The organism is Thermus sp. H19.2, assembly GCF_054979525.1.
The window spans coordinates 1,871,849-1,895,793 of record NZ_CM143429.1; the positions used below are offsets into that span (position 1 = coordinate 1,871,849).

The 23,945-nt window shown below is 66.7% G+C and carries 21 protein-coding genes, 1 tRNA gene and 1 riboswitch; of the genes, 12 read left to right on the top strand and 10 right to left on the bottom strand.

All coding sequences use genetic code 11. The features are described 5' to 3' along the window. Nucleotides 1–32 precede the first annotated feature (32 nt). On the bottom strand, nt 33–1,190 hold the full coding sequence (locus ACY5J6_RS10120) for an IS256-like element ISTth5 family transposase (protein WP_462844881.1): 1,158 nt from the start codon (nt 1,188–1,190) through the stop codon (nt 33–35). A 275-nt stretch (nt 1,191–1,465) separates the two neighbouring features. Here ACY5J6_RS10120 and ACY5J6_RS10125 point away from each other — a divergent pair, with 275 nt between their 5' ends. From ACY5J6_RS10125 to ACY5J6_RS10180, 12 genes are all read left to right on the top strand, one after another. Then, nucleotides 1,466–2,293 (top strand): hypothetical protein, encoded by an 828-nt coding sequence (locus ACY5J6_RS10125; RefSeq protein ID WP_462844883.1) that lies wholly within the window; start codon nt 1,466–1,468, stop codon nt 2,291–2,293. Between the two features lie 40 nt (nt 2,294–2,333). After that, a complete protein-coding gene (locus ACY5J6_RS10130) occupies nt 2,334–3,437 on the top strand; it encodes an MFS transporter (protein ID WP_462844885.1) in 1,104 nt (367 codons plus the stop codon). Nucleotides 3,438–3,523: 86 nt separating this feature from the next. After that, nucleotides 3,524–3,766, top strand: coding sequence for an AbrB/MazE/SpoVT family DNA-binding domain-containing protein (locus ACY5J6_RS10135; RefSeq protein ID WP_462844887.1), 243 nt, complete (start codon nt 3,524–3,526; stop codon nt 3,764–3,766). Continuing rightward, the gene (locus tag ACY5J6_RS10140; protein WP_462844889.1) at nt 3,748–4,164 is read left to right on the top strand and encodes a PIN domain-containing protein; all 417 of its coding nucleotides are present in this window, start codon (nt 3,748–3,750) and stop codon (nt 4,162–4,164) included. Before ACY5J6_RS10135 ends, ACY5J6_RS10140 begins: the two co-directional genes overlap by 19 nt. A gap of 355 nt (nt 4,165–4,519) precedes the next feature. Next, nucleotides 4,520–5,041 carry a hypothetical protein gene (locus ACY5J6_RS10145; RefSeq protein ID WP_462844890.1) on the top strand — a complete coding sequence of 174 codons (522 nt, stop codon included), beginning with the start codon at nt 4,520–4,522 and terminating at the stop codon, nt 5,039–5,041. Next, nucleotides 5,028–6,806 (top strand): ABC transporter ATP-binding protein, encoded by a 1,779-nt coding sequence (locus ACY5J6_RS10150; RefSeq protein WP_462844892.1) that lies wholly within the window; start codon nt 5,028–5,030, stop codon nt 6,804–6,806. Before ACY5J6_RS10145 ends, ACY5J6_RS10150 begins: the two co-directional genes overlap by 14 nt. Before the next feature lie 57 nt (nt 6,807–6,863). Next, entirely contained in the window at nt 6,864–8,240 is a 1,377-nt protein-coding gene (locus ACY5J6_RS10155; protein ID WP_462844894.1) for an FAD-binding oxidoreductase, read from the top strand. A 9-nt stretch (nt 8,241–8,249) separates the two neighbouring features. Continuing rightward, a tRNA-Met gene (locus ACY5J6_RS10160) sits at nt 8,250–8,326 on the top strand. A 51-nt stretch (nt 8,327–8,377) separates the two neighbouring features. After that, entirely contained in the window at nt 8,378–8,617 is a 240-nt protein-coding gene (locus ACY5J6_RS10165; RefSeq protein WP_462844896.1) for a 4a-hydroxytetrahydrobiopterin dehydratase, read from the top strand. A gap of 11 nt (nt 8,618–8,628) precedes the next feature. Further along, complete coding sequence (locus ACY5J6_RS10170; RefSeq protein ID WP_462844898.1) at nt 8,629–9,006, top strand: acyl-CoA thioesterase; 378 nt, start codon at nt 8,629–8,631, stop codon at nt 9,004–9,006. Then, entirely contained in the window at nt 8,990–9,301 is a 312-nt protein-coding gene (locus ACY5J6_RS10175) for a DCC1-like thiol-disulfide oxidoreductase family protein (RefSeq protein ID WP_462844900.1), read from the top strand. The genes ACY5J6_RS10170 and ACY5J6_RS10175 overlap by 17 nt, the downstream gene beginning before the upstream one ends. Then, nucleotides 9,294–10,088: a DNA-formamidopyrimidine glycosylase gene (locus tag ACY5J6_RS10180; RefSeq protein WP_462844902.1), complete on the top strand. Its 795-nt coding sequence runs from the start codon at nt 9,294–9,296 to the stop codon at nt 10,086–10,088. The genes ACY5J6_RS10175 and ACY5J6_RS10180 overlap by 8 nt, the downstream gene beginning before the upstream one ends. Nucleotides 10,089–10,345: 257 nt before the next feature. Here the strand turns inward: ACY5J6_RS10180 and ACY5J6_RS10185 are convergent, their stop codons facing one another. The 9 genes from ACY5J6_RS10185 to fabZ all read right to left on the bottom strand — a co-directional run bounded on the left by ACY5J6_RS10185 (nt 10,346) and on the right by fabZ (nt 23,943). Beyond that, entirely contained in the window at nt 10,346–11,821 is a 1,476-nt protein-coding gene (locus ACY5J6_RS10185) for an ABC transporter permease (RefSeq protein ID WP_462846525.1), read from the bottom strand. Between the two features lie 10 nt (nt 11,822–11,831). After that, complete coding sequence (locus tag ACY5J6_RS10190; protein WP_462844904.1) at nt 11,832–12,866, bottom strand: thiamine ABC transporter substrate-binding protein; 1,035 nt, start codon at nt 12,864–12,866, stop codon at nt 11,832–11,834. Between the two features lie 32 nt (nt 12,867–12,898). Then, a riboswitch (TPP riboswitch) is annotated at nt 12,899–12,991 on the bottom strand. A gap of 115 nt (nt 12,992–13,106) precedes the next feature. After that, nucleotides 13,107–13,955: an alpha/beta fold hydrolase gene (locus tag ACY5J6_RS10195; protein ID WP_462844906.1), complete on the bottom strand. Its 849-nt coding sequence runs from the start codon at nt 13,953–13,955 to the stop codon at nt 13,107–13,109. After that, nucleotides 13,925–14,164, bottom strand: a complete 240-nt coding sequence (locus tag ACY5J6_RS10200; protein ID WP_462844908.1) for a hypothetical protein — start codon at nt 14,162–14,164, stop codon at nt 13,925–13,927. Before ACY5J6_RS10200 ends, ACY5J6_RS10195 begins: the two co-directional genes overlap by 31 nt. Then, complete coding sequence (locus tag ACY5J6_RS10205; RefSeq protein ID WP_462844910.1) at nt 14,161–14,739, bottom strand: class II aldolase/adducin family protein; 579 nt, start codon at nt 14,737–14,739, stop codon at nt 14,161–14,163. Before ACY5J6_RS10205 ends, ACY5J6_RS10200 begins: the two co-directional genes overlap by 4 nt. A gap of 9 nt (nt 14,740–14,748) precedes the next feature. After that, complete coding sequence (gene rpoC / locus ACY5J6_RS10210; RefSeq protein WP_462844912.1) at nt 14,749–19,323, bottom strand: DNA-directed RNA polymerase subunit beta'; 4,575 nt, start codon at nt 19,321–19,323, stop codon at nt 14,749–14,751. 16 nt (nt 19,324–19,339) lie between these two features. After that, on the bottom strand, nt 19,340–22,699 hold the full coding sequence (gene rpoB, locus ACY5J6_RS10215; protein WP_462844915.1) for a DNA-directed RNA polymerase subunit beta: 3,360 nt from the start codon (nt 22,697–22,699) through the stop codon (nt 19,340–19,342). A gap of 180 nt (nt 22,700–22,879) precedes the next feature. Then, nucleotides 22,880–23,518 (bottom strand): RNA-binding protein, encoded by a 639-nt coding sequence (locus tag ACY5J6_RS10220; RefSeq protein ID WP_462844917.1) that lies wholly within the window; start codon nt 23,516–23,518, stop codon nt 22,880–22,882. Continuing rightward, on the bottom strand, nt 23,518–23,943 hold the full coding sequence (gene fabZ, locus ACY5J6_RS10225; RefSeq protein WP_462844919.1) for a 3-hydroxyacyl-ACP dehydratase FabZ: 426 nt from the start codon (nt 23,941–23,943) through the stop codon (nt 23,518–23,520). The genes ACY5J6_RS10220 and fabZ overlap by 1 nt, the downstream gene beginning before the upstream one ends. Nucleotides 23,944–23,945 lie beyond the last annotated feature (2 nt).

Below are 23,945 nucleotides of genomic sequence, written 5' to 3' on the forward strand. Positions count from 1 at the left end.
GGTAGTGTCCCGAATTTTGTGTACGCCCCCACCTAAGCCTGGGGGTATCTGAGATTGAAGATAGCACGGATCTCATCCTCTGCCTGCTGGAAGCCCCGGAGCTTTCTCGTCTGAAACTGCGCCTCGTATCGCTCGGCCACGAAGTAGATCAGCTTGAGTACGGCGTCGGGCGTGGGAAAGGTGTTGTCCCGGGTCTTGGTGGTCCGCTTAACCTCCTTGATCATTCGCTCAAGCAGGTTGGTGCTCTTGATCACCGGCTGCAGAGCCTTAGGGTAGTCGAAGAAGCGCAGCAAAGCCGCAGAGTGCTGAATCCAACTTGCCACCACCTGAGGGTACTTATCGGCCCAGCGACCCCTGAAGCTATTCAGCGCCTTTAAGGCTTCGTTCCGATCGGACGCCCGGACGATGGACGAGAGGTCCCGAAGCACCGCATCCTGATCCTTCCTGCGCACCCGCCGCAGGGTGGAACGCAGCTTGTGCACGGTGCAGAGCTGCCAGTGGGCTCTGGGGTAGACGCGCTTGATCGCAGTCTCGACTCCCGGCAGTTCATCGGTGATGAAAAGCAGCACCTCTTCGAGCCCTCGCTCCTTGAGCTCAAGGAGCAGGTCGCCCCAGCCCGTGCTTGACTCCGTGGGCAAAAGCCAAAATCCAAGAACTTCCCGGTAACCTTCCTCGGTGATGCCCAGGGCCAGGTAGGCGGCCTCGGTGGCTACACCTTCGTTTTCCTGGAACACCTTGACGAATAAAGCGTCCAGGTAGACGAAGGCGTAGCGCGGCTTAAGAGGGCGCTTCCTGAAAGCCTCCAGCCTGGGTAGCACTCCCTCTGCAATGCGACTGATGGTGCTGGCGCTGTAGGTCCCACCCAGCAGATACCCAAGGACCTCGCCCACCTTTCGCGTGGAGATGCCGGCGGCGTACATGGCCAGGGCAAAAGCCTCAAGGTCTTCCATCCGGCGTCGGTAGGGAGCGAACAGAGCGGTGTGGAAGCGGCCATCCCGCTCCCTGGGCACCCGCAGGCGCACCGGACCGTGTTTGGTGACCAAGCCACGCTCGTAGTACCCGTTCTTCTTTCCGCCCCACTCCGCTAGGAAAACCTCGCGTTCCAACTCCATCACCGTTTCCAGCGCTTGCTTGACGGCTTCCCTGACGACTTCATCCAGCCAGCTCCGGTCAATGCTAAAGTCGTGCATGGGGTACCTCCTGTCTCCCTCACAGGTACCCCCTTTCGCTTAGGCGGGCTTACACAAGATTCGCAACGCTACCTAGGAAAGTGGCTCTGAAGGGCCTAAATTAAGGGCCAACCACGAGGGAGTAACGTAGATGCAAGGAAGCGCAGGAGGTCAAGGTCGGCGGCCGGACGCGGCGGGTTTACGTGAGGCCTTTCGCCTGGAACCTGCACGCGCCCACCCACATGGAGTGGACCCCGGACGGCAGGCTCCTTGTGGTGGAGCGCACCACGGGCAAGGTGAAGGACATCACCAAGGGTGGGGACATGGAGGAGGCCAAGCCCTTCGCCTGGGGGCTCCAGGGGCCCTCCAGCATGTGCCCGTTGTCCGACGGTAGGGTGCTCATTTCCGAATTCTGGGGCAACCGCATACGAGAGATTTCCGCAGGAGGTGAGGCCGAAAAGGCCCCTGTCTTTTTGGATGGTCTAATTCGGCCCTACAGCCTAGCGGCTCTAGGGAAGGCGCACGTAAGAATTTTTGCCGTGGCTTCCAAGGAACCCACGGCCTTTCGTGATGTTGCAGGGGCTGTGTACGAAATTACAACCGGTATTCCAGAAATCTTCATTGATCAAATACCAACTCATCGCTCACCTGGTCTAGAGGGTCTAGCCCCCAGTTGGTCTTGGAAAAGCGAGGACTGGTCGGCGTATGCCAGCGGGTGTAGCAAAACTTCTTGGATAGACGATGGAGGGGGAGGTGGAGGCGGCGGAGGAAAGCTTCTAGCTATAGCTGCAAGCAGCTTAGGCAGGGTTTTGCTCTACCCTGTTAGCGAAGGAAAGAAGGACCTTCTTTCTGTAGCTCTTAATTACACGCTAGCCTTGGATGTTGGCGAAATGGGGGGCATCAAAACCCATCCCCAAAATGGTAAAGTTTACGTAACCAAACCCCGGGAAGGGGAAATTCTTGCTCTAGACAAGGAAACTCCAGAGGGCTACGCTTTCCATCCTCCCGTAGTCAAAGGCTTGCCAACCCCAACCTGCGTTAGGTTTACGCCAGACCTGGAAAGCCTCCTCGTCTGCTCACCCACGAACGGCGTAATCTGGGAAGTTCGCGGTGCCATTGTGTAGAAGCTTTACGCCTTTTTCCATCCTGCTTGCCGCGGAAGGCATGCGCCTTTTCGCGGCGGGCTTCTTTTACCTCCCTGTGTACCTCTTGGCCGCGGAGAAGGCCAGGACCCCCTTAGAAGCCACGCTTCCCCAGATCCTCCTCTACGCCCTGGGGTTCGCGAGCCTGTGGGTGGGTGCCCTTCTGGACCGATTAGACAGAAGACGGGTTTTGGCCCTTTCCACCCTCGGCCAGGCTGCCCTGGCCCTCGCCCTTCTACCCGCCCCAGGCTTGCCTCTTCCCTACCTCCTCGTCCTCCTCCTGGTCTTTGAGCTTCTAGACCGCTTCCGCGCCCTGGGCGCGGGGCTTTACCTGAGAAGCCTTGTGCCGAAGGAAAGCTACGAGCCCAGGTTAGGGCAGCTCTCCGCCTTGCACTTCGCTGCCGACAGCCTAGCCGATCCCCTCGCCGGAGCCGCCTATGGCAAAAGCGCCGCCCTGCCTCCGCTTCTCAGGGGGCCCTTGCTCCTCCTCTCCGGCCTCCTCTACGCCCGCCTGCCCCCGGCCCCTCCGCCTAGGCCAGAGGCCCCTTTTCGGTTGGGAGAAGCCTTTGCCGGACTTCGCTTTCTCCTCGGCCACCCCTTGCTCCGGCGGGTTTTTCTCGTCGCGCGCCTGCACGGTTTGGTCCACGGGCTCCTCTTTGGCCTCCTGCCCCTCTACGTTCTTAGGGCCCTGGAAGCCCCGCCCTGGGTCTATGGCCTCCTTTCAGGAGCCTGGGGTGTGGGTTCGGCCCTGGGAGCCCTCCTCCTGGGCAAGCTCCTACCCTTAGGGCGTGGCGCTCTGGCCACGGGAAGCCTGCTCCTCATGGGCGGGGTCTTGTGCGGCTTGGCGCTTTTCCCCCCTTGGCCCTTGGCGGTGGGTCTGGTGTTCCTCTTCGGGATAGGGCAGCAGTTCTGGAGCCTGTTGGTCACCGGCTTCACCTACCGGGAGTTGCCCGAGGAACTTGTGGGCCGGGGTATGGGAGGGGTGGCCTTCGTCTCAAGCCTGCTTGCTCCCCTGGGCCCCCTCCTGGGCGGGGCCCTGGCGGGGGTGGCCCTCCCCCTCCCCTTCCTCCTGGCCGGAGGGCTCCTCCTCGCCCTCGCCCCCTGGGTGGGAAGGGGGTGGCGGTGAGGGGCAAGCCTCCCTCGGCAGGGACCTCGCCAGCAAAGGCGGCTTTGTGGTGCCGGAATGGGGGCCGTGGTAAAGTGAAAAGGGATATGGTAAAGTCCAGGATAAGCAGTAAAGGGCAAATCACCCTCCCCAAGGCGGTCCGGGAGGCCCTTGGGCTCCGCCCGGGAGAAGAGGTGGTCTTTGAGCTCCGGGAAGGAGGGGCCTTCCTCCGCCCCCGGCGCCGCGTACCCCTGGAAGCCCTGCTCGGGCGCCTGAAGGGCAAGCGGGGGTTCCCCGGGGAAGAGGCGGAGAGGCGGGCGCGGGAGGAAGCGTGGGGGGAAGGGGCCTAAAGCCCTACTACCTGGACACCTCCCTGATGCTCCGCCTCCTGACCGGGGACCCGCCGGAGCTCGCCGCCCAAGCCCTGGAGGTGTTTCGCGGGGCCGAGGAGGGGCGCTACACCCTGGCCGTCCACCCCTTGGCGGTGGCCGAGGCCTTCTACACCCTGGTCTCCTTCTACGGGGTGGGGCGGGCCGAGGCCGCAGGGGCCCTCTTGGACCTGCTGGACCGGGAGGGGGTCCTTCTGGAAGACGAGGAGGACCTGCGCTCCGCCCTGGAGGAGGCCGGGAAGGGAGGGCTCAGCCTGGTGGACGCCTTCCTGGCCCACCGGGCCCGCAGGCAAGGGGCCGGGCTGGCCACTTTGGACCGCAAGCTGCGAAGGCGGGCCGGGGTAGAGCTGCTTCCCTAGGATTCGGCCTGTTCCTCGCCAGGGCCTACCCCCCGAAGACCCCCGCTTTCCCATCGCCCGGGCCCGAGTGGCGAGGCTCCGCCGGGAGTACGGCGTGTGAGGCCGGAGGGACGCAGTTGGGGTCCCAGCAGGCCAAAGCGGGCCCGGAAGGCCGGGCCAGGAGGAGAAGCCAGGCCAAGAGGAAAAGCCCAAGAACCTTGCCCCTCATGCCCCCAGGGTGCCACGAGGAAGGTTACGCGGGAGGCCTAAGGTTACGCGAGGTTACGCGGGGGGCCAGGCGTGGAACCCCTTCCACGTAACCTCGCGTAACCTCCCCCCTGCTCCCCTGGGGCTGACCCGTGAGGGGGTGAAGCGAATGACGGTTTACACGGTCACTCGGGTCCTTCGGCAAGCTGGGGAAGGAGGCGAACAACCCGCGCTTTTCCATGGTGGAAGGGACTTCCCGATCGCAGAGGGCATGACACTGGAGGTCGGCGATACCCTTAAGACGCGGGACGGCTTCCTGGAAGTTAGGGATAACTACGGCTTGGTTCTTCGCTTGGGCCTGTCCTCAGAGCTTGAGTACGTTTATGATCCTCAAGGAGGTGTCATTGCTCAGCCTGCTGAGCGGCCTACTCTGGTCTTCTTCGGCGAGGTCTTTAAGTTCCGGCACTATGTGCGGCCACTGGAAGTGGTGGCTTGCGGGAAATACCGCACCTCGTGCTGGTACTACCCGGCAAATGTGTACGCCCGCAACCTAACCCAGCCTATGCGGAACCGCTATGCTGTGGAGGACATGCTCCCGATCTCGGAAAAGGAGTGGGAATACCTAGCTTCTAACTACATCAACCCCACGCGTTGGATTTCTCGTCCGCAGGAGGTGGTTGGGGCTGAGTAAAAGATCCCTTTGGCGCCTGCTGCTCCCTGCGCTGCGGCACATCTTCCGCGCAAGCCCCAGGGATAGCGCCCTTTTGCTTGCGCTCCTGGTCCTGGGAGGGCTCGTTCCGGTGGCGGTGCTGGGCCTCACCCGTGCCTTGGTGGACCAGCTGGCGACCACACTGGGGGGTAGTCCCTTTACCCCAACCCTCCTTTGGCCGCTGGTGGGGTTAGCGCTGGCTTTTGGCCTGGACTTCCTCCTCACCCCTTGGGTGGCCTACCTGCAAGGTTCGGTGAACGAAAAGCTCACCGCTCGGGTTCACCTGCTCCTCATGGAGAAGGTGGCCGGTACGCCGGACCTGACCCCCTTTGAGGATCCCAGCTTTCACGATGAGCTTCAGGTGCTACGCGACCAGGCCCCTTACCAGCCCCTCAACCTGCTGGTTTTCCTGGGCAACGCTTTCCGGGAGGTCCTCGCCGCTCTCGGGGTTCTTCTCCTGCTATTTGGGCTGGCGCCTTTCTTCCCCTTACTCCTGCTTTTGGCCACCCTGCCCCAGGCCTGGCTCACCTTTCGGCTCCAGAAGGGGGTGTGGGAAGCCCTACTCTTCGGGGCCCCCGAGGCCCGGCGAATGCGCTACTTCGCCGAGGTGCTCCTGAGCCCCGAGGCTGCCAAAGAGGTGCGGTTATTCGGTCTTTTGCCCTTCTTCCGCAGACGCTACCTCGAGGCCTTCCGTAGCCTCTACCAAAGCCTGCGCCATGCTCGAGGCCGCCAGGCCCTAGGGACCAGCCTGCTGGTGCTACTGAGCGCCCTTTTCACGGCTCTTGCCCTCTTCTTGGGGCTGCGCCAGACCCTTTTGGGAGGGAGCCTGGGCAGTCTGGTGCTCCTCTTGCAGTCGGTGGGAAGCCTTCAGCAAAACCTCTACGCCCTAGTCCAGGACGGGGGCATGCTGTACGAAAGCCTATTGTACTTTGAAAGGCTGGAAAGCTTCCTAGCCAGGCCCGCTTCCATGGCGGAGACTGGCCCGGGCAGGAAGGTCCAGGGTTTTGAGGAGATCCGGTTTGAAGGGGTGGGGTTCTGCTACCCCAACGGAAAGCAGGCGCTTGCGGGGGTCTCCTTTGCCCTCCGACGGGGGGAGCGCCTGGCTTTGGTGGGGGAAAACGGGGCGGGCAAGACCACCCTGGTGAAGCTCCTCCTCCGCTTCTACGACCCCACGGAGGGCCGCATCCTGGTGGACGGGATTGACCTCCGGGAAATAGACTTGAAGGCCTGGCGCTCCCTCATCGCCGCGGTCTTCCAGGACTTTGGCCGCTACACCCTAACCCTCCAGGAAAACGTCGCCCTTTCCGACCCGGACGCGAAGCCCGACCCTAACCGTGTCGCAGAGGCCTTACGCTTAGGCGGGGCCTGGGAGCTCTTCCAGCGGCTTGGCCCCCGGGCCCTCCTGTCCAAGGCCTTTGGGGGCACGGAGCTTTCCCTGGGGGAGTGGCAACGAGTTGCCCTCTCGCGGGCCTTCTTCCGCAAGGCCAAGCTTTTGGTCTTGGACGAGCCTACGGCCTCGCTGGATCCCAAAGAGGAGGCCCACCTCTACAGGCGCTTCGCCGAGATGGCCGGGGGTAAGACGGTCATCCTCATCACCCACCGCCTGGGTTCCGTACGCATGGCGGACCGGATCCTCGTCCTCCAGGAAGGCCGGTTGTTGGAGGAAGGGACCCATGGGGAGTTGTTGCGAAAGAATGGCGCCTACGCCGAGCTTTGGCGGCTCCAGGCCCAACTTTACGAAACCTGAGGGGCTCTTGGCCGGGGTGGGGCTTCCCCTTCCCGGGCAAGGCGTAAACTCAGGGGCATGGACAAGCTGGAAGCCCTGAAGCGCCTCTTCCCGGGGAAGGTGGACCTCTCGGAGAGCGAGCGCCTGCGCCACGGCAAAGACGAGGGCTACCCCGAGGCGAGGCCCGTGTTGGCCGTGGTCTACCCGGAAAGCGTGGAGGACGTGCAGAAGGCCCTCCAGTGGGCGCGGGCGTGGGGCGTGGCGGTGATCCCCTTCGGGGCGGGGACGAGCCTCGAGGGCCACCTCTACCCCGTTAGGGAAGCCATCAGCCTGGACCTGAGCCGGATGAACCGGGTCCTGGAGGTGAGGCCCCAGGACTTCCTTTGCGTGGTGGAGCCCGGCCTCACCCGCAAGGCCCTGAACGAGGCCCTCAAGGGCACGGGCCTCTTCTTCCCCGTGGACCCGGGGGCGGACGCCTCCTTGGGCGGGATGGCGGCCACGGGCGCCAGCGGCACCACCACGGTGCGCTACGGGGGGATGCGGCAAAACGTCCTCGCCCTCCAGGTGGTCCTGGCAAGCGGCGAGGTCTTAGAGCTTGGCCGCGGCGTGCGTAAGACCTCCGCGGGCTACGACCTCAAGGACCTCTTCATCGGAAGCGAGGGCACCCTGGGGGTCATCACCCGCCTCACCCTTAGGCTCCACCCCCTCCCCGAGCACGTCCACACCCTAAGGGTCTTCTTCCCCGGGGTGGAGGAGGCGGCGGAGGCGAGCTACCGGGTCTTGGCCTCCGGGCTTCCCGTGGCGAGGCTTGAGCTTCTGGACGAGCTCGCCATGCGGGCGCTGAACCGGTACCTAAAGGCGGGCTTCCCCGAGCGCCCCGCCCTCTTCCTGGAGTTCCACGCCTCCACCAAGGAGGCCCTGGAGGCGGAGATGGCCCTCGCCCTGGAGCTCGTGCGGGAGGCCGGGGCCCTGGAGGTGGAGGCGGCCAAGACCGAGGAGGAGCGCAAAAGGCAGTGGGAGGCCCGGCACCAGGCCTACTGGGCCTTGGTCCACCTCTTCCCCGGCCACCGCTTCGTGATCACCGACACCGCCGTCCCCCTCTCCCGGCTTCCCGAGATGGTGCGCTTCGCCCAACGGCTCCTGGGGGAGATGGGCCTCACCGGGAACATCCTGGGCCACGTGGGGGACGGGAACTTCCACACCCTGGTCCCCGTCCTCCCCGAGGACTACCCCAAGGCCGAGGCCTACGCCGAGAGGCTCGTGGAGAAGGCCCTGGAGCTTGGGGGCACTTGCACCGCCGAGCACGGGGTGGGCCTCCGCAAGAAGAAGTTTCTCCCCAAAGAGCACGGGGCTTCTTTGGAGTGGATGCGAAGGATAAAGGCCCTCCTAGACCCGGAGGGGCTCCTGAACCCGGGCAAGGTGCTTGACATAAACCCTCCCCCCGGCTATAGTTAAGGATGGCGACGCGGGGTGGAGCAGCCTGGTAGCTCGTCGGGCTCATAACCCGAAGGTCGCGGGTTCAAATCCCGCCCCCGCAACCAAACCTGCCCCCGGGCACCCTGGGCCCGGGGGTCTTGCCGTAGCCTGAGGGTATGGACTGGGAAACCCTGGAAAACCCCAAGCGCCTCGCCAAGACCTTCCGCTTCCGGGACTTCCGGGAGGCCCTGGCCTTCGCCCACCGGGTGGGGGAGCTGGCGGAAAGGGAAAACCACCACCCCCGCCTCACCGTGGAGTGGGGAAAGGTCACCGTGGAGTGGTGGACCCACTCCGCCGGAGGGGTCACGGAGAAGGACCGGGAGATGGCCCGCCTCACCGACGCCCTTCTGGGGTAGCCTGGAAGGGTATGGAGGCGCGCACCCTCGAGCTGGTCTTTCCCGAGCACACCAACCCCTTAGGGGCGGCCTTCGGCGGCTTCGTCTTGGGGCTTATGGACAAGGTGGGGTCCTACGCCGCCGCCCGCCGGGCCCGAAAGCCCGTGGTGACCGTGGCGGTGAGCAGCGTGGAGTTCAAGGTGCCCATCCGCACCGGGGACCTTCTGGAGGTGGTGGCCAGGGTGGTGCGGGTGGGGAGGACCTCCCTCACCGTGGAGGTGGAGGTCTACAAGGAGCGCTTCGGGGAGGAGAACGGCCGGGTGCTGGCCACCAAGGGGACGCTCACCTACGTGGCGGTGAACGAGCGGGGGGAGCCCGTGCCGGTGGAGGAGCATGCGGGTGCTGATTGACGGGGAGTGCCCCTACTGCCGGGCCCTGGGGCTTGCCCTTAAGGCCCTGGACCTGGGGAAGACCCTCCGGGTGGAGCCTCTCCAGGAGGCCCAGGACCTCCCCCAGGCGGAACTCCGGCAAGCCCTTCACGTCCTGGAAGGGGGAAGGACCCACCGGGGCTACGCCGCCCTCCTGGCCCTAAGCCGGAGGCTCCCTCTCCTCTGGCCCCTTCACCCCCTCCTTCTCCTCCTCGTCCCCTTCGGGATCGGCGAGGGGCTCTACCGCTTCCTGGCAAGGAGGAGGCCCCGTGCCTGAGCTCCCCGAGGTGGAGACCACCCGTAGGCGGCTTCGGCCCCTGGTCCTGGGCCGAATCCTTTTCCAGGTGGCCCACCAGGACCCTGTCCGCTACCGCCACACGGAACGGGCGGAAGGACGAAGGGTGGAAGAGGTCCAAAGGCGGGGGAAGTTTCTCCTCTTAAGCCTTTCCGGGGGGCTGGAAATGGTCCTCCACCTGGGGATGACCGGAGGCTTCCGCCTGGAGGAAACCCCCCACACCCGGGCCCGCTTCCTCCTGGAAGGAGGCGCCCTCTACTTCCACGACCCCCGGCGCTTCGGCCGCATCTGGGTGGTGGAACGGGGCGACTACCGGGAAATCCCCCTGCTTTCCCGCCTTGGCCCCGAGCCCCTCTCGCCGGAGTTTTCCTTTGTCCCCTTCTCCCAGGCCCTAAGGGAAAGCCGCAAACCCCTCAAGGCCCTCCTCCTGGAGCAACGCCTGGCGGCGGGCGTGGGCAACATCTACGCCGACGAGGCCCTCTTCCGGGCCGGGCTTTCCCCCTTCCGCCGGGGGAAGGAGGTGGGGGAGGAGGAGGCCCGGAGGCTCTTCCGGGCCCTCCGGGAGGTCCTCTCCGAGGCGGTGGCCCTCGGGGGAAGCACCCTTTCCGACCGCACCTACCAGCAGCCGGATGGCCTCCCGGGAGGCTACCAGGAGCGGCACGCCGTCTACGGCCGGGCGGGCCTTCCCTGCCCTAGGTGCGGCCACCCCGTGGAAAGGCGGGTGGTAGCGGGCCGGGGCACCCACTTCTGCCCCCGGTGCCAGGGTTAAGTGCCCTAATACCCCTTTGGCGTGAATCCTTCGCCCAAGCCCAGGTACGGAAGCCCTGCGGGCCTTTTGGGCCGGGGCCCCCATGCTGGCTTGGGCCAGCATGGGGTGGTATAAGTTTCCCTCCAGCCTAGTCCGGGCCGAGACCAAAGTGCGGGTACTTAAGTACCCCCACTTTGGTTTCGCAACATGAGGTGCCCAAACTAAGGCTGGGGAAAAGCTTTTTGGGGCCCCCGCCGCGGCGAAAGCCGCGGTGGGGTTTAGCGGAACCCCCCTCGGCCGCGGTCCAGAAGGTAGAAGAGGAGGGCGGAAAGGAGGGCCAGGAGAGCGGAAAGGGCCAGGGCTTCCCGGTAGGGCCCTTCCCCGGGCCTTCCCAGGCGCTCGTAGATGGCCAAGGTCAGGGTGGTCCACTCGGGCCGCCAGAGGACGAGGCTTGCCCCGAACTCCCCCAGGAGGGCGGAGAGGGAAAGGGCCGTCCCCGAGGCCAGGGCGGGGAGGAGAAGGGGAAGCTCCACCCGGAGGAAGGCCCGAAAGGGGGTGGCCCCAAGGACCCTGGCCGCCTCCAGGAGGCTTGGGGGAAGGCCCTTGAGGGCCGGAAGGAGGACCCGGGCCAGAAGGGGGTAGGCGAGGAGGGCGTAGGCGGCCACCAAGAGGAGGAGGGAGCCCCGGAGCCCGGGGTAGGCCAGAAGGTAGCCCAGGCCCACGGCCACCGGGCTCACCATGAGGGGGAGAAGGCCCAAGAGATCCCATCCCAGGCTCCTCCTGGCCGCCACCCCGTAGGCCACCCCCAGGGGCAATGCCAGGGAAAGGGCCAGGAGGGTGAAGCGGAGGCTGTTGCCCAGGGCCTGGGGGAGGGGGGTGAAGTCCTCAGAGCGCCAGGCCTGGGCCAGGGCCTCGAGGCGCACCTCCCCCAAGAGGGCGAAGAGCGGGGCGTAAAGGAGAAGGAAAAAGGCCCCCAAGCCTAGGGCCAGGGCCCAGGGGCGCCTCGAGGGGAGAAGCCCGGAAGGCCCCAAGGGGTAAGCGGGAAGCCTCAGGTAGAGCCAGGCCACCAGGCCCAGGGTCAGCAGCTCCAGGAGCATGAGGCCGCTGGCCTCGGCGAAGGCCAGGCGCTGGGCCAGGAGGGTGTAGACCTCCACCTCGAGGGTGGCGTACCGCCCCCCGAGGAGAAGGGGCACCCCGAAGGCGGAAAAGGCGTAGAGGAAAACAAGGAGCCCTGCCGAACCCAAGGCGGGAAGGAGCATGGGAAACCCCACCCGGAGGAAGGCCCGGAAGGGGGTGGCCCCGTGCACCCTGGCCGCCTCCAGAGGACCCCCTAGGCCCAGGGCCACGGGGAGGAGGACGCGCAGGGCAAGCCCCAGGTTGTAAAAGACCGCCGCCAGGAGGAGGAGGAGCAGGGTGCCGTAGAGGTCCACCCCCAGCGCCCCTCGAGGGCCCAAAAGGGCCAAAAACCCCAGGGCCACCACCGGGGTGGGGAGGACGAAGGGCAGGGTGGCCAGGGCGAGGAAGACCTCCCTAAAGGGGAACCGCCACCGGAAGAGAAGGGCCAGGGGCAAGGCCAGGACCAGGGTGAGAAGGGCCGAAAGGAACCCGTACTCCAGGCTGAAGAGGTACCGTTCCCAGTAAAAGGGGTTTCCCCAAACCCGGAGAAACCCCTCCCCCACCCCCAGGAAGAGGATGCGGAGAAGAGGGTAGAAGAGGGCGAAGCCCAGGAAAAGGAGGAGGACCCCCCCCGCCAGCCGGACCACCCTACCGCCTCGCCCGCCGCACCGCCTCGGGGCTCTGCCCCTGCAGGACCACCTTGGTCCACTCCTCTATCCAGCGCTCCCGGTTCTCCGCCATGGCCTTGGGGTCCATGCGCACGCTCCCCAAGGGCTCGGGGGCGAAGCGGAAGACCTCGGGAAGCCGGGCGTCCCTCCTCGCCGGGTACATCCACATCTCCGTGGGGAGGTTCTCCTGCACGGGCTTAGAGAGGAGCCAGTCCACCACCTTCTTGGCCCCCTCCAGGTTCTTGGTGCCCTTCAAGATGCCCACGAACTCCACCTGGAAGAAGGCCAGCTCCGGGAGGAGGTTGCCCGTGGGGGGTTCCTTGTACTTGCCCTCGGAGTAGTACACCTCGGCCGCCGGGGAGGTGGTGTAGGAGACCACCAGGGACCGGTCTCCCTTGTAGAGGCTGAAGTGGGTGTAGTAGGCCTCGCTCCAGCCCTTGGCCACCCGCACCCCCCCGTCCCTGAGGGCCGCCCAGAAGTCCAGGTACCCGTCCTCCCCGAAGCGGGCCACCGTGGCCATGAGGAAGGCCAGGCCCGGGGAGCTGGTGGCGGGGTTTTCCACCACCAGAAGCCCGGTGTACTCGGGCCGGGCCAGGTCCTGGGGCGTCTTGGGAAGGGGCCTGTCCTTGAAAAAGGCCTTGTCGTAGTTCAGGCTCACCCAGCCGTAGTCCACGGGAAGGGCCCGGAAGGTGGGGTCCAGGAGGAGGGTGGCCCGGAGGTTGCGGATCTCCGGGCTCCGGTAGGGAAGGAGGATGTCCGCCTGGAGGGCCCGGGAGAGGAAGGTGTTGTCCACCCCGTAGATCACGTCGGCGATGGGAGCTCCCTTGGTGAGGATGGCTCGGTTCAGGGTCTCCCCGGCATCCCCGGCCTTGAGGATGCGGAGCTTGAGGCCCGTTTCCCGCTCAAACTGGGCCATCAGGTTCTTGTCCAGGGAAAAGCTGCTGTGGGTGAGGACGGCGATCTCCTGGGCAAAGCCAAAGGCCAACAACACCCCAAGAGCCAGCGAGCGCAACATAAAAACCCCCTGCCACCGGGGTTTACGGAAAGTTCCGCTTTCCGTCACCTTCCCTACGCCGGCATTACCCGGATCAGGTTCCAAGGGTATCTCTCAGCCCCTTAGGGGCACCCCCGGTGACGCCCCTAGCTTAAGTGCCCGCACCTTGGTTTCGCAACATGGGTTGCCCGAAATAAGGCTCGGCAGGGCTCTTTTGGGGCCCCCGCTCTGGCGCAAGCCAGAGCGGGGTACTTAGCACCCCTACCCCGACCTCGCCAGGGGCAGAAGGGCCAGGGCTTCTCTAAAGGCCCTTTGGAAAGCCTCCGGCTGGTCTATCCAGGGAAAGTGGCCAGCCCCGGGAACCACGTGGATGGGGGCCCGGAGGCGCTCGGCCACCTCCTCGGCGTAAGGGTAGCTGGTGCCGTCCTTCTCCCCCACCACCACGGCCAAGGGTTTGCGGCTCGGGGAGAGGTAAGGGGTGTAGTCCAGGCGCCAAAGGCCGTTTTGCAAGAAGGCCCACGCCGGGGTATCGGAACCAAGGATCCCCGAGCCCTCCGCCACCCACTCGTACTCCAGGCGCCCCCGGGGGCTTGGGAACATGAGGCGGTCAAAGAGGGCCTTGGGCTCGGCCTTCTCCAGGGCCGCCCTCAGGTTCTCCTCGGGATCGGGAAGGGGGCCCAGCCCCGCGGCCTCCGCCAGGCGGGCCGCAAGCCAGGGAAAGCTCACCCAAGGCCCAAGGAGGAGGGCCCCCTCCACCTGGGGAAAGCGGCGGAGGAGCTCCAGGGCCACCAGGGCGCCGAACCCGTGGGCCAAAAGGGCGAAGCGCTCCACCCCCAGGGCCTCGGCCAGGAGGAGGGTGTCCTCCACCAGGGCGTCCACGGTGAAGAGCCTGGGGTCTGGGGGAAGCTCCAGGCTCCGCCCTGAGCCCCGCTGGTCAAAGTAGACCACCCGGAAACCCTCCAGGTAGTCCTGGAGGCCCTCCCGTAGGGCGTAGGCGTTGCCCCCAGGACCCCCGTGGAGGACGAAGAGGACCGGCGCCCCCTGGTCCCCCACGTCCTCCACGTAAAGCTCCGCCTCCCCTACGGGGATGTACCCGATTTCCTCCCGCATCCCCTATACACTACCCCATCCCGCAAGCGGAAGGCCCAGACCTTAACCCCGGGGACCTTTTGGGCCCGCCCCTCCGCCTCCTCCGTGGCCCCGAAGACCTGAAGGAGAAAGCGGCCCTCCCCCTCCAGAAGCCAGAAGGGATGGGGAAGTTCTTGGGCCAAGGCTAAAAGGGGGGCCGGGTCCTTTCCCTCCACGAAAAGCACCCTCATCCTCGCCTCCACAGCCGGTGGTAGAAGAGGATCTCGGCGCTCTCCTCCAAGGTGGTGAGAAGGCTGTGGGCCTGAAGGAGGGCCTCCTCGGGCTTCTCCTTGACCCCCAGGGCGAAGGCCCCATGCCCCCTTAGGAGGCAGACCGGGTGGTGCGCCAAGGCCTCGGCCACGGCCAGGGCGGCCTCCTCCGTGGCGGACACCGTTTCGGGGGCGAGAACCGGGACCTCCTTCAGGTAGTACCGGCCCTCGAGGTCCAGGGGAACGATCTGGTCTAGATCTAAGGAAAGGGCCACGGCCACCCTGGGGTGGGCGTGGACCAGGGCCTTGGCCTCGGTCTTGAGGTAGACCTCCCGGTGGATGAGGCTTTCCACGCTGGCCCCTTGAGGGATGGGCCCAAAGAGGGGGACCTCCAGGAGGTCCTCCGGGGTGAGGTGGGCCTTCTGGACCCCGCTTCGGGTGATGAGGAAGCCCTCCTTGGTGCGTACGGAGAAGTTCCCCGCCGTGGCGGAGATGAGGCGCTGCCGGAAGAGGTCCTCCCCCACCTGGCGGAAGGCGGTGTAGATGCGGGCCCGCATGGGGTGGCCTCAGGCCTGCTTGCCCGGCTGCTCCCGGCGGGGGGCCCTGCGGGCCGGAGCCTCCTTCGTGGCCTCCACCGCCTCCTTGCGGGCCTCCTCGATGGCCCTCAGGGTCTTCTGGTCCACCACCTGGGTGAAGCGGACGAAGTCCGAGCCGGTGCCCGCCGGGATCAGGCGGCCCAGGATGACGTTCTCCTTGAGGCCGATGAGCTCGTCCTTCTTCCCGGCGATGGCCGCCTCGGTGAGGACGTGGGTGGTGTTCTGGAAGCTGGCGGCGGAGAGCCAGCTCTTGGTGGAGAGGGCGCTCTTGGTGACCCCCATGAGGAGGGGCTTCCAGGCCACGGGCACCTTGCCCTCGGCGATGAGCCTTTCGTTCAGGGCCTCCACGTCCCAGCGCTCCAGGACCTGGCCTTCCAGGAGGCGGCTGTCCCCGGGGTCGGTGACCTCCACGTACTTGAGCATCTGCCGCACCACGATCTCGATGTGCTTGTCGTGGAGCTTCACCCCCTGGGCCCGGTAGACCTTCTGGATCTCGTCCACCAGGTAGCGCTCCACCGCCTCGGGACCCCGGGCCTCCAGGAGCTGGTGGGGGTCTATGGCCCCACGGGTGAGGGGCTGGCCCGCCTCCACGTAGTCCCCGTCCTTCACCACCAGGCGGGCGTCCTTGGGGAGCTTGTACTCCTTGGAGAAGCCTTCCGACTCCACGAAAACGGAGAGCTTGTCCTCCCCCTCCTCGATGCGCACCACCCCGTCAATCTCGGAGATCACCGCCTTGGCCTTGGGCCTGCGGGCCTCAAAGAGCTCGATCACCCGGGGCAAACCCTGGGTGATGTCCGTGCCCGTGGCCACGCCCCCGGTGTGGAAGGTGCGCATGGTGAGCTGGGTGCCGGGCTCCCCGATGGACTCGGCGGCCACCACCCCCACGGCCTCCCCGATGGACACGGGCCGGGCCATGGAGAGGTCGTAGCCGTAGCACTTCTGGCAGACCCCGTAGCGGGTCTGGCAGGTGAGGGGGCTACGCACGGGCACCTCCTTGATCTCCCCGGCCTCCGCCGCCTTGATGAGGAGACCCACGTCCTCCAGGGAGAGGTAGCGGCCCTCCTCGAGGCGCTGGCCCAGGACCTCCACCTCCCGGGCCAGGACCCGGCCGTAAAGCCCGGCCTCGATGTCCGAGCGCTTCCTCAGGCGCATGGTGCGGGTCACCTCGTCGGGCTGGAAGAGGGGCACGGAGATGTAGTTGGTGGTGCCGCAGTCCGCCTCCCGCACCACGATCTCGTGGGCCACGTCCACCAGCTTCCGGGTGAGGTAGCCGGAGTCGGCGGTGCGGAGGGCGGTGTCCGCCCCGCCCTTCCTCGCCCCGTGGCTAGAGATGAAGTACTCCAAGACGGTGAGGCCCTCGCGGAAGGAGGAGCGCACCGGCACCTCGAAGGTTTCGCCGGAGGGCTTCTGCATGAGGCCCCGCATGCCGCAGAGCTGGCGGATCTGCTGGGGGTTACCCCGGGCCCCGGACTGGGCCATGACGTAGAGGGGGTTGAAGGGGTAGTTCTCCTCAAAGTTCTTGAAGACCGCCTGGGTGACCTTCTCCGTGGTCTCCGTCCAGAGCTGGATCACCTGGTCGTACCGCTCCCGGTCGGTGAGGAAGCCCATCTCGTAGGCCTGCTCAATCTGGCGGAGCTTGCGATCGGCCTCCTCCAGGTACTTCTGCTTCTCCTGCGGGATCACGGCGTCGTCTATGCCGATGGTGATGCCGCTGGTGGTGGAGAGGGTGAAGCCGTAGTACTTGAGGGCGTCCAGGAGGCGGGCGGTCTTCTCTATCCCCAGGCGCAGGAAGGCCTGGTAGACCAGGTCCTTGAGGGAGTTCTTCTCCTGGGGCACGTCCATCTGGATGAGCTCCTGGGCCACCCTCTCGTCCCCCACGGCCTCGCCCACGATGCGGGCGAAGAGGATCCGGCCGGGGCTCGTCTCCAGGCGCTTGCCCAGGTACCGCACCGTGACCACGTCCTGGAGGTCCAAAAGCCCGTGGGCCACGGCCAAGAGGGCCTCGTCGGGGTTGGCGAAGACGAACTTCAGCCGGCCCACGCTGGTCTCCCGGCCCGCCACCCGGATGGGGGCGTTCAGGGCCACCTCCCCCCGCTCATAAGCGGCCAGGGCCTCCTCGGGGGTGGCGAACTCCAGGCCCGCCCCCTTCTTCTCCCGCCGCACCTGGGTGATGTAGTAAAGGCCCAGGATGATGTCCCGGCTGGGCTTGGCCAGGGGCTCGCCCGAGGCCGGGGAGAGGAGGTTGTGGGCGGAGAGCATCTGGATGCGGGCCTCCGCCTGGGCGAAGGAGGAGAGGGGCACGTGGACCGCCATCTGGTCCCCGTCAAAGTCGGCGTTGAAGGCCTCGCAGACCAGGGGGTGGAGCTGGATGGACTGCCCCTCCACCAGTACGGGCTGGAAGGCCTGGATCCCCAGGCGGTGCAGGGTGGGGGCGCGGTTTAGGAGAACCACCTTGCCGTGGATCACCTCCTCCAGGGCGTCCCAGACCTCGTCCTTGATGTCCCGCTGGCGCTCCAGCATGCGCCTCGCCGCCTTGACGTTGGGGGCGATGCCCTTCTCCTCCATCTTCTTGAGGAGGAAGGGCTTGAAGAGCTCCAGGGCCATGCGCTTGGGCAGGCCGCACTGGTGGAGCTTGAGCTGGGGCCCCACCACGATGACCGAGCGCCCGGAGTAGTCCACCCGCTTGCCCAGGAGGTTCTGGCGGAAACGGCCCTGCTTGCCGGAGAGGACGTCGGTGAGGCTACGGAGGGGGCGCTCGGAGCCCGGGTTGGTCACGGGGCTGCCGCGGCGGCCGTTGTCGATCACGGCGTCCACCGCCTCTTGGAGCATGCGCTTCTCGTTGCGGATGATGATCTCCGGGGCGCCCTGGGCCAAAAGCTTCTTCAGCCGGTTGTTGCGGTTGATGAGGCGGCGGTAGAGGTCGTTGAGGTCGCTCGTGGCGAAGCGCCCCCCGTCCACCTGCACCATGGGGCGAAGGTCCGGCGGGAGGACGGGGACGGCCTCCAGGACCATCCACTCCGGGCGGTTGCCGGAGTCCAGGAAGGCCCGCACCACCTCCAGGCGCTTCCTGGCCTTGGCCCGCCGGGCCCGGGAGGGGTGCTTCATCTCCTCCAGGAGCTCCTTCTCCAGGGCCTCGAGGTCCAGCTCCTTAAGCAGCTGCTGGATGGCCTCCGCCCCCATGCGGGCGTCGATGTCGTAGGACTCCACCACCCGCACCACGCTCCGGACCAGGTCCACCTCCACCCGGCCGTAGATCTCGCTCTTGACCTTGCCCCCGTCGGCCAGGACGTCCCCCGGGGCCACCCGGTCCCCGGTGGAGACCTCCACGTCGTCCTCAAAGGAGTAGACCCGGGCCTTGACCACCAGGAGGCTGGCGGGCTCGTGCAGGTGGACCACCCCCTCGGCCTCGGCGATGACCTCCTCCTCGGGGTCAATGGCGGCCACGATCTTCTCCCCGGGCTGGACCCGGGCCCCTTCGGGCACCACCACGTTCATGTGGGGGGCCACCCGGTAGTCCTTGGGCTCGGTCCACTCCAGGAAGAAGGTGAGGTAGACGGTCTCCCCCTCCTCCTCGGCCTCCACCTCCTTGGCGGCCATGTGCCGGGGAAGGCGCAGAAGCCCCCTGCCCTCCGCCAGGGGCTGGCCCTTCTCCACGATCTCCCCGTGGACCACGAGGAGCGTCATGCCCACGGGAAGGAGGTAGCGGGCCACCACCTCCTCCTCCTGGCGCAGGTAGAGGAGGGCTCCCTCGGGGAACTCCCGCAGCTCCACCACCCCGTCCTCCTCCGCCCGGAAGAGGTAAGGCTCGGAAAGCTCGGCCAGGACCTCGCCGGGCTTGTAGGCCTCCCTCTCCACCCAGGAGGCGAGGGGAAGGCGCAAAGCGGCCCGCTCCCTGTAGAGGTAGTCCACCCGCACCCGGCGGGGGAAGCGGTAAAGGGCCACCCCGTCCATGCGGCTCACCACCCCGGGGGCGAGCTCCTGGCCCTTCACCACCTCCTCCCCGTCCTTCACCAGGGCGTCCACCCCGGAAGGCAGGGGGTAGGTCTCCTGCTTGCCGTAGCGGAGCTCCCGGTACTCCTCGTCGGTGAGGAGCTGGCGCTTCTCCACGGGAACCCCGTTCAGAACGGCCCCCCTCGGGTCCAAGACGATGTACTTGTTGAAGTAAAGCACCTGCTCCAGCTCCGTGGCGGAGAGGTCCAGGAGGGTGCCGATCTTGGAGGGCACGTCCTTGACGAACCAGATGTGGGCGGCGGGGGTGGCGAGCTCAATGTGGCCCATGCGGTAGCGGCGGACGATGCTCTTGGTCACCTCCACGCCGCAGCGCTCGCACACCTTGCCCTCAAAGCGCTGGCGCTTGTACTTGCCGCAGGCGCACTCGTAGTCCTTGATGGGGCCGAAGATGCGCTCGTCAAAGAGGCCGTCCCGCTCGGGCTTAAGGGTGCGGTAGTTGATGGTCTCGGGCTTCTCCACCTCCCCGTAGCTCCAGGAGCGGATCTTCTCCGGGGAGGCCAGGGCGATGCGGACCTTGCGGACTTCCTTTTTCATCTTTCCTCCAGGGCTTCTACCTCTTGGACGCCAAGCCTTCAAAGATGTCCACGGGGTTGTCCTTCTCGTCCAGGGTCTGGACGTCTAGGGCCAGGGCCTGAAGCTCCTTCACCAGCACGCGGAAGGACTCGGGCACGCTGGGCTCGGGCACGTCCTCGCCCTTGATGATGGCCTCGTAGGCGGCGTTTCTGCCCTCGATGTCGTCGGACTTGAGGGTGAGCATCTCCTGCAGGGTGTGGGCGGCCCCGTAGGCCTCGAGGGCCCAGACCTCCATCTCCCCGAAGCGCTGGCCGCCGAACTGGGCCTTACCGCCCAGGGGCTGCTGGGTGATGAGGGAGTAGGGGCCGGTGGAACGGGCGTGCATCTTGTCCTCCACCATGTGGTAGAGCTTCATGATGAACATCTGCCCCACCACGATGGGCCCCTCTATAGGCTCCCCGCTACGGCCATCGTAGAGGACCACCTTGCCCTGGAGGAAGAGCTCCCGAAGCTGCTCCTCAGGGGGCTTGCCGGGGCTCACCAGGCCGAGCTTCTCCGCCCGGGCCAGGACCTCCTTCTCCCGCTTGTCCACGCCGAAGCCCTCTTCCTTCCGCTTACCGAAGTAGAGGTCAAAGGCCTCGGCCAGAAGGGCCTTGATCTCGGGCTCGGTGGCCCCGTCAAACACCGGGGAAATGTAGCGCTGGCCCAGGAAGTAGCCCGCCAAGCCCAGGTGGGTTTCCAGGATCTGGCCCAGGTTCATGCGGCTGGGGACGCCCAGGGGGTTGAGGAGGATGTCCACCGGGGTGCCGTCGGGCAGGTGGGGCATGTCCTCCACGGGGAGGATCTTGGCCACCACCCCCTTGTTCCCGTGGCGGTTGGCGAGCTTGTCGCCCACCTGGAGCTTGCGCTTCTGGGCCACGTAGACCCGCACCACCTCCCGCACCCCGGGCTTGAGCTCCACCCCGGGGTCGCCCCGGCGGAGGCGCAGGCGGCCCACCACGATCCCCCCCTCCCCGGGAGGCACCCGGAGGGAGGTGTCCTTCACGTCCCGGGCCTTCTCCCCGAAGATGGAGCGGAGAAGCCGTTCCTCCGGGGAAGGCTCCTGCTCGCCCTTGAAGCTGGTGCGGCCCACCAGGATATCCCCGGGCTTGACCTCGGCCCCGATGCGCACGATCCCCTCCTCGTCCAGGTCCCTTAGGGCGGCCTCGGAGAGGTGGGGGATGTCCCGGGTGATGCGCTCGGGGCCCAGCTTGGTGTCCCGGGCCTCGATCTCGTAGCGCTCAATGTGGATGGAGGTGTAGAAGTCCCGCTTGAGGAGCTCCTCGCTGATGACGATGGCGTCCTCAAAGTTGTACCCGTCAAAGGGCATGATGGCCACCAGGACGTTCTGCCCCAGGGCCAAGAAGCCCTCCTCGGAGGCGGGGCCGTCGGCCAGGAGGTCGCCCTTTTTCACCCGCTGGCCCACCACCACGCGGGGGCGCTGGTCCAGGACGGTCCCCTGGTTGGAGCGGGCGTAGCGGCGCAAGGGGTACTCCACCAAGCGGCCGTCCCCGTAGCGCACGGCGATGCGGGTGCCGTCCACCTTGACCACCTCCCCCTCCTCCTCGGCGTAGAGGGCGGCCAAGGAGTCCCGCACCACCCGCTCCTCGAGGCCGGTCATCACCACCGGGGCCTGGGCCCGGATGAGGGGCACCGCCTGGGTCTGCATGTTGGAGCCCATGAGGGCCCGGTTGGCGTCGTCGTGCTCCAGGAAGGGGATGAGGTTGGTGTTCACAGAGAAGACCTGCTTGGGGGAGACGTCCATGAACTCCACCTCCTCCGGGGTCACGATCACGGGCTCCCCCTTCTTCCGGGCCACCACCCGGTCGGTGGCGATGCGGTCCCCTTCCAAGGGGGTGTTGGCCTGGGCGATGGTGTAGCGGTCCTCCTCGGTGGCGGTCATGTAAACCACCTCCTCGGTGACCACCCCGCCCCTTACCCGGCGGTAGGGGGTGCGGATGAAGCCCAGCTCGTCCACCCGGGCGTAGGCCGCCAGGGAGGTGATGAGGCCGATGTTGGCCCCTTCCGGGGTCTCCACCGGGCAGATGCGGCCGTAGTGGGTGCGGTGCACGTCGCGCACGTCAAAGCCCGCCCGCTCCCGGGTGAGGCCGCCGGGGCCCAGGGCGGAGATGCGCCGCTTGTGGCGCAGGGAGGAGAGGGGGTTGGTCTCGTCCTTGAACTGGGAGAGCTGGCTCCGGCCGAAGAACTCCCGGAGGGCGGCCTCTAAGGGGCGGCTGTTCACCAGCTTGGCCGGGGTCAGGGTGTCGGGAGAGCCCATGAGCATGCGCTCCCGCACCCCCCGGGCGAGGCGGCTTAGCCCCACCCGGAACTGGTCGGCCATGAGCTCCCCCACGGTGCGGATGCGGCGGTTGCCCAGGTGGTCGATGTCGTCCACCTCGTGGCCCGCAACCCCGGCGGTGAGGGCGAAGAGGTAGCGCAGGGTGGGCAGGAAGACCTCGTCCTTGAACTCCCCGTCCTCAAAGCGGACCAGGGTGCGCCCGGAAAGCCGCACCCCCAGCTTCTCCTCGGCCTTGTACCGGCCCGCTTCCCCCAGGTCGTAGCGCTTGGGATCGGCCAGGAGGCCGAAGAGGTAGGCCAGGGCCTTGTCCTTCTTGGGGGGGTCGCCGGGGCGGAGAAGGGTGAAGAGGCGCACCAAGGCCTCCTCCGGACGCATGGAGAGCACGGCCTCGTCCAGAAGGCCCTGCACCAGCTCCCCATAAGCCCCAAGCTCCCGGGAAAGGACCTCCTGGTCGTAGCCCAGGACTCTAAGGAGGAGGATCAGGGGGAACTTGCGCTTGTTGACCTTCATGGAGACGGTGCCGTTCGGCTCCACCTCGAGGTCAATCCAGGGCCCCCGCTTGGGCAGGGGGATGATGCTGGCGATGTAGCGCCCGGGGCGGGCGGGGTCGGGGGTGAAGTAGACGCCCGGGGAGCGGTGGATCTGGGAGACGATGACCCGGTCGGCCCCGTTGATGATGAAGGAGCCGTCCTCGGTCATGAGGGGGATGTGCCCCAGGAAGACCTCGTCCTCCTTGATGAGGCCCGTGTCCTTGTGGATGAGCTGGAGCTTGGCGTAGAGGGGCGCCTGGTAGGTGAGGTCCTTCTCCCGGCACTCCTCCTGGGAGAAGGGGGGGTCGCCGATACGGTACTCCAGGAAGTCCAGCACCAGGCCGCCCTTCCCCTTGTCCCCTTCCTCCACGGGGAAGGTCTCCTTGAAGGCCGCCTGGATGCCGATGTTCTCCCGCCTTTCGGGGGGCACATCCGCCTGCAGGGCTTTCTTGTAGGAGGCTACCTGGATCTCCGTAAGGGGAGGTAGGGGAATAACCTCTCGGATGCGACCGAACCGCTTAATCTCCATGCGTCACCTCTTCGGGGAAAGCGGGCCGCCCGAGGTAAGCTAACAGGGTTCTTCCGCAAGGGGGGCCTTCCCCTTGCGGCGGCTGGCTCTTACCGTGCTCCCTTGGCCCGACCAAAGAGCACAAACCTTAGCCTATACGGCACACCCTTATCCCGTCAAGCCCGGCGCCGAAAGCTCCTCCTAGCGCTCCACCTCCACCTTGATTTTATAGTTGCCCCGCACCGTTTGTCCAAGCACCTCCAAGAGGGTGAGGCTCCCCAGGCCCTCCGCCAGGAGGACGTCCCCGGGGGCCATCTCCTCCTTGGGAGAGGCCACCTTCCCCCGGAGGCGCACCTTCCCCGCCTTCACCCCTTGGGCGAAGCAGGTGCGGGACACGCCAAACCCCTTGGCCCCCACGGCGTCCACCCGCAGGGAGGGCACCACCAGGGTGCGCACCCGCTCCCTGGCCGCCCGCACGGCGCCTTGCGGCGGGGGGTGGAGGCGGTAGCCCCCCTCCTCCAGGGCCTTTCGCCCCTGGGGGAGGAGGGCCACCAGGTACCCCTCCTCCCAAGGCTCCACGTCCCCCATGGCCTCCCCCAGGTCCGAGGGCTCCCTCTCCAGGAGGAAGACGGCCACCGGGTCGTGGACGGAGGGCACCTCGGGGGGGTGGAGGACCGCCACCTTGCGCTCGGCCAAGGGGAAGCCCCCGAAAAAGGCCACCTTGAGGCCCTCCTTCCCCGCTAAGGCGGCAAGGGCCGCCTGCTCCTCGGGGGTGAGAAAGCCCGTCTGCACCACCCGTCCTCCCCTCGCCCGCTTGAGGTAGGCCGCAAGGTCCGCCACTATCCCTCCTTCAGGGCAAAGCTCAGGGTGGCCCGGGCCCTCTCCTCCCCCTCCACCAAGGCCCGGACCGCCACCTTGCCCAATCCCCGGCGGAAGAAAAGGAGCTCCCCCTCCAGGAGGAGGGTGTCCCCGGGCACCACGGGCTTCTTAAAGCGGGCCTCCTCCACCCCCACCAAAAAGACCCATCCCCCCGGGGCGAAGCCCGGCTGCCGCACCAGGGTTCCCACGGCCGCCTGGGCCATGGCCTCGAGGATCAAGACCCCCGGCATGACGGGGTAGCCGGGGAAGTGGCCCTGGAAGTGGGGCTCGTTGAAGGTGACGTTCTTGAGGGCGCGGAAGCGCTTCTCGTCCGCCTCCAGGACCCGGTCTATGAGGAGAAAGGGGTAGCGGTGGGGAAGGAACTTGAGGATCTCCCCGATCTCCACGG

What these genes read in the sequence shown, in the direction of transcription:
- ACY5J6_RS10120 (WP_462844881.1), bottom strand. Translation starts at nt 1,190, where the DNA reads ATGCACGACTTTAGCATTGACCGGAGCTGGCTGGATGAAGTCGTCAGG.
- ACY5J6_RS10130 (WP_462844885.1), top strand. Translation starts at nt 2,334, where the DNA reads ATGCGCCTTTTCGCGGCGGGCTTCTTTTACCTCCCTGTGTACCTCTTG.
- ACY5J6_RS10135 (WP_462844887.1), top strand. Translation starts at nt 3,524, where the DNA reads ATGGTAAAGTCCAGGATAAGCAGTAAAGGGCAAATCACCCTCCCCAAG.
- ACY5J6_RS10145 (WP_462844890.1), top strand. Translation starts at nt 4,520, where the DNA reads ATGACGGTTTACACGGTCACTCGGGTCCTTCGGCAAGCTGGGGAAGGA.
- ACY5J6_RS10155 (WP_462844894.1), top strand. Translation starts at nt 6,864, where the DNA reads ATGGACAAGCTGGAAGCCCTGAAGCGCCTCTTCCCGGGGAAGGTGGAC.
- ACY5J6_RS10165 (WP_462844896.1), top strand. Translation starts at nt 8,378, where the DNA reads ATGGACTGGGAAACCCTGGAAAACCCCAAGCGCCTCGCCAAGACCTTC.
- ACY5J6_RS10170 (WP_462844898.1), top strand. Translation starts at nt 8,629, where the DNA reads ATGGAGGCGCGCACCCTCGAGCTGGTCTTTCCCGAGCACACCAACCCC.
- ACY5J6_RS10175 (WP_462844900.1), top strand. Translation starts at nt 8,990, where the DNA reads ATGCGGGTGCTGATTGACGGGGAGTGCCCCTACTGCCGGGCCCTGGGG.
- ACY5J6_RS10190 (WP_462844904.1), bottom strand. Translation starts at nt 12,866, where the DNA reads ATGTTGCGCTCGCTGGCTCTTGGGGTGTTGTTGGCCTTTGGCTTTGCC.
- ACY5J6_RS10195 (WP_462844906.1), bottom strand. Translation starts at nt 13,955, where the DNA reads ATGCGGGAGGAAATCGGGTACATCCCCGTAGGGGAGGCGGAGCTTTAC.
- ACY5J6_RS10200 (WP_462844908.1), bottom strand. Translation starts at nt 14,164, where the DNA reads ATGAGGGTGCTTTTCGTGGAGGGAAAGGACCCGGCCCCCCTTTTAGCC.
- ACY5J6_RS10205 (WP_462844910.1), bottom strand. Translation starts at nt 14,739, where the DNA reads ATGCGGGCCCGCATCTACACCGCCTTCCGCCAGGTGGGGGAGGACCTC.
- rpoC (WP_462844912.1), bottom strand. Translation starts at nt 19,323, where the DNA reads ATGAAAAAGGAAGTCCGCAAGGTCCGCATCGCCCTGGCCTCCCCGGAG.
- rpoB (WP_462844915.1), bottom strand. Translation starts at nt 22,699, where the DNA reads ATGGAGATTAAGCGGTTCGGTCGCATCCGAGAGGTTATTCCCCTACCT.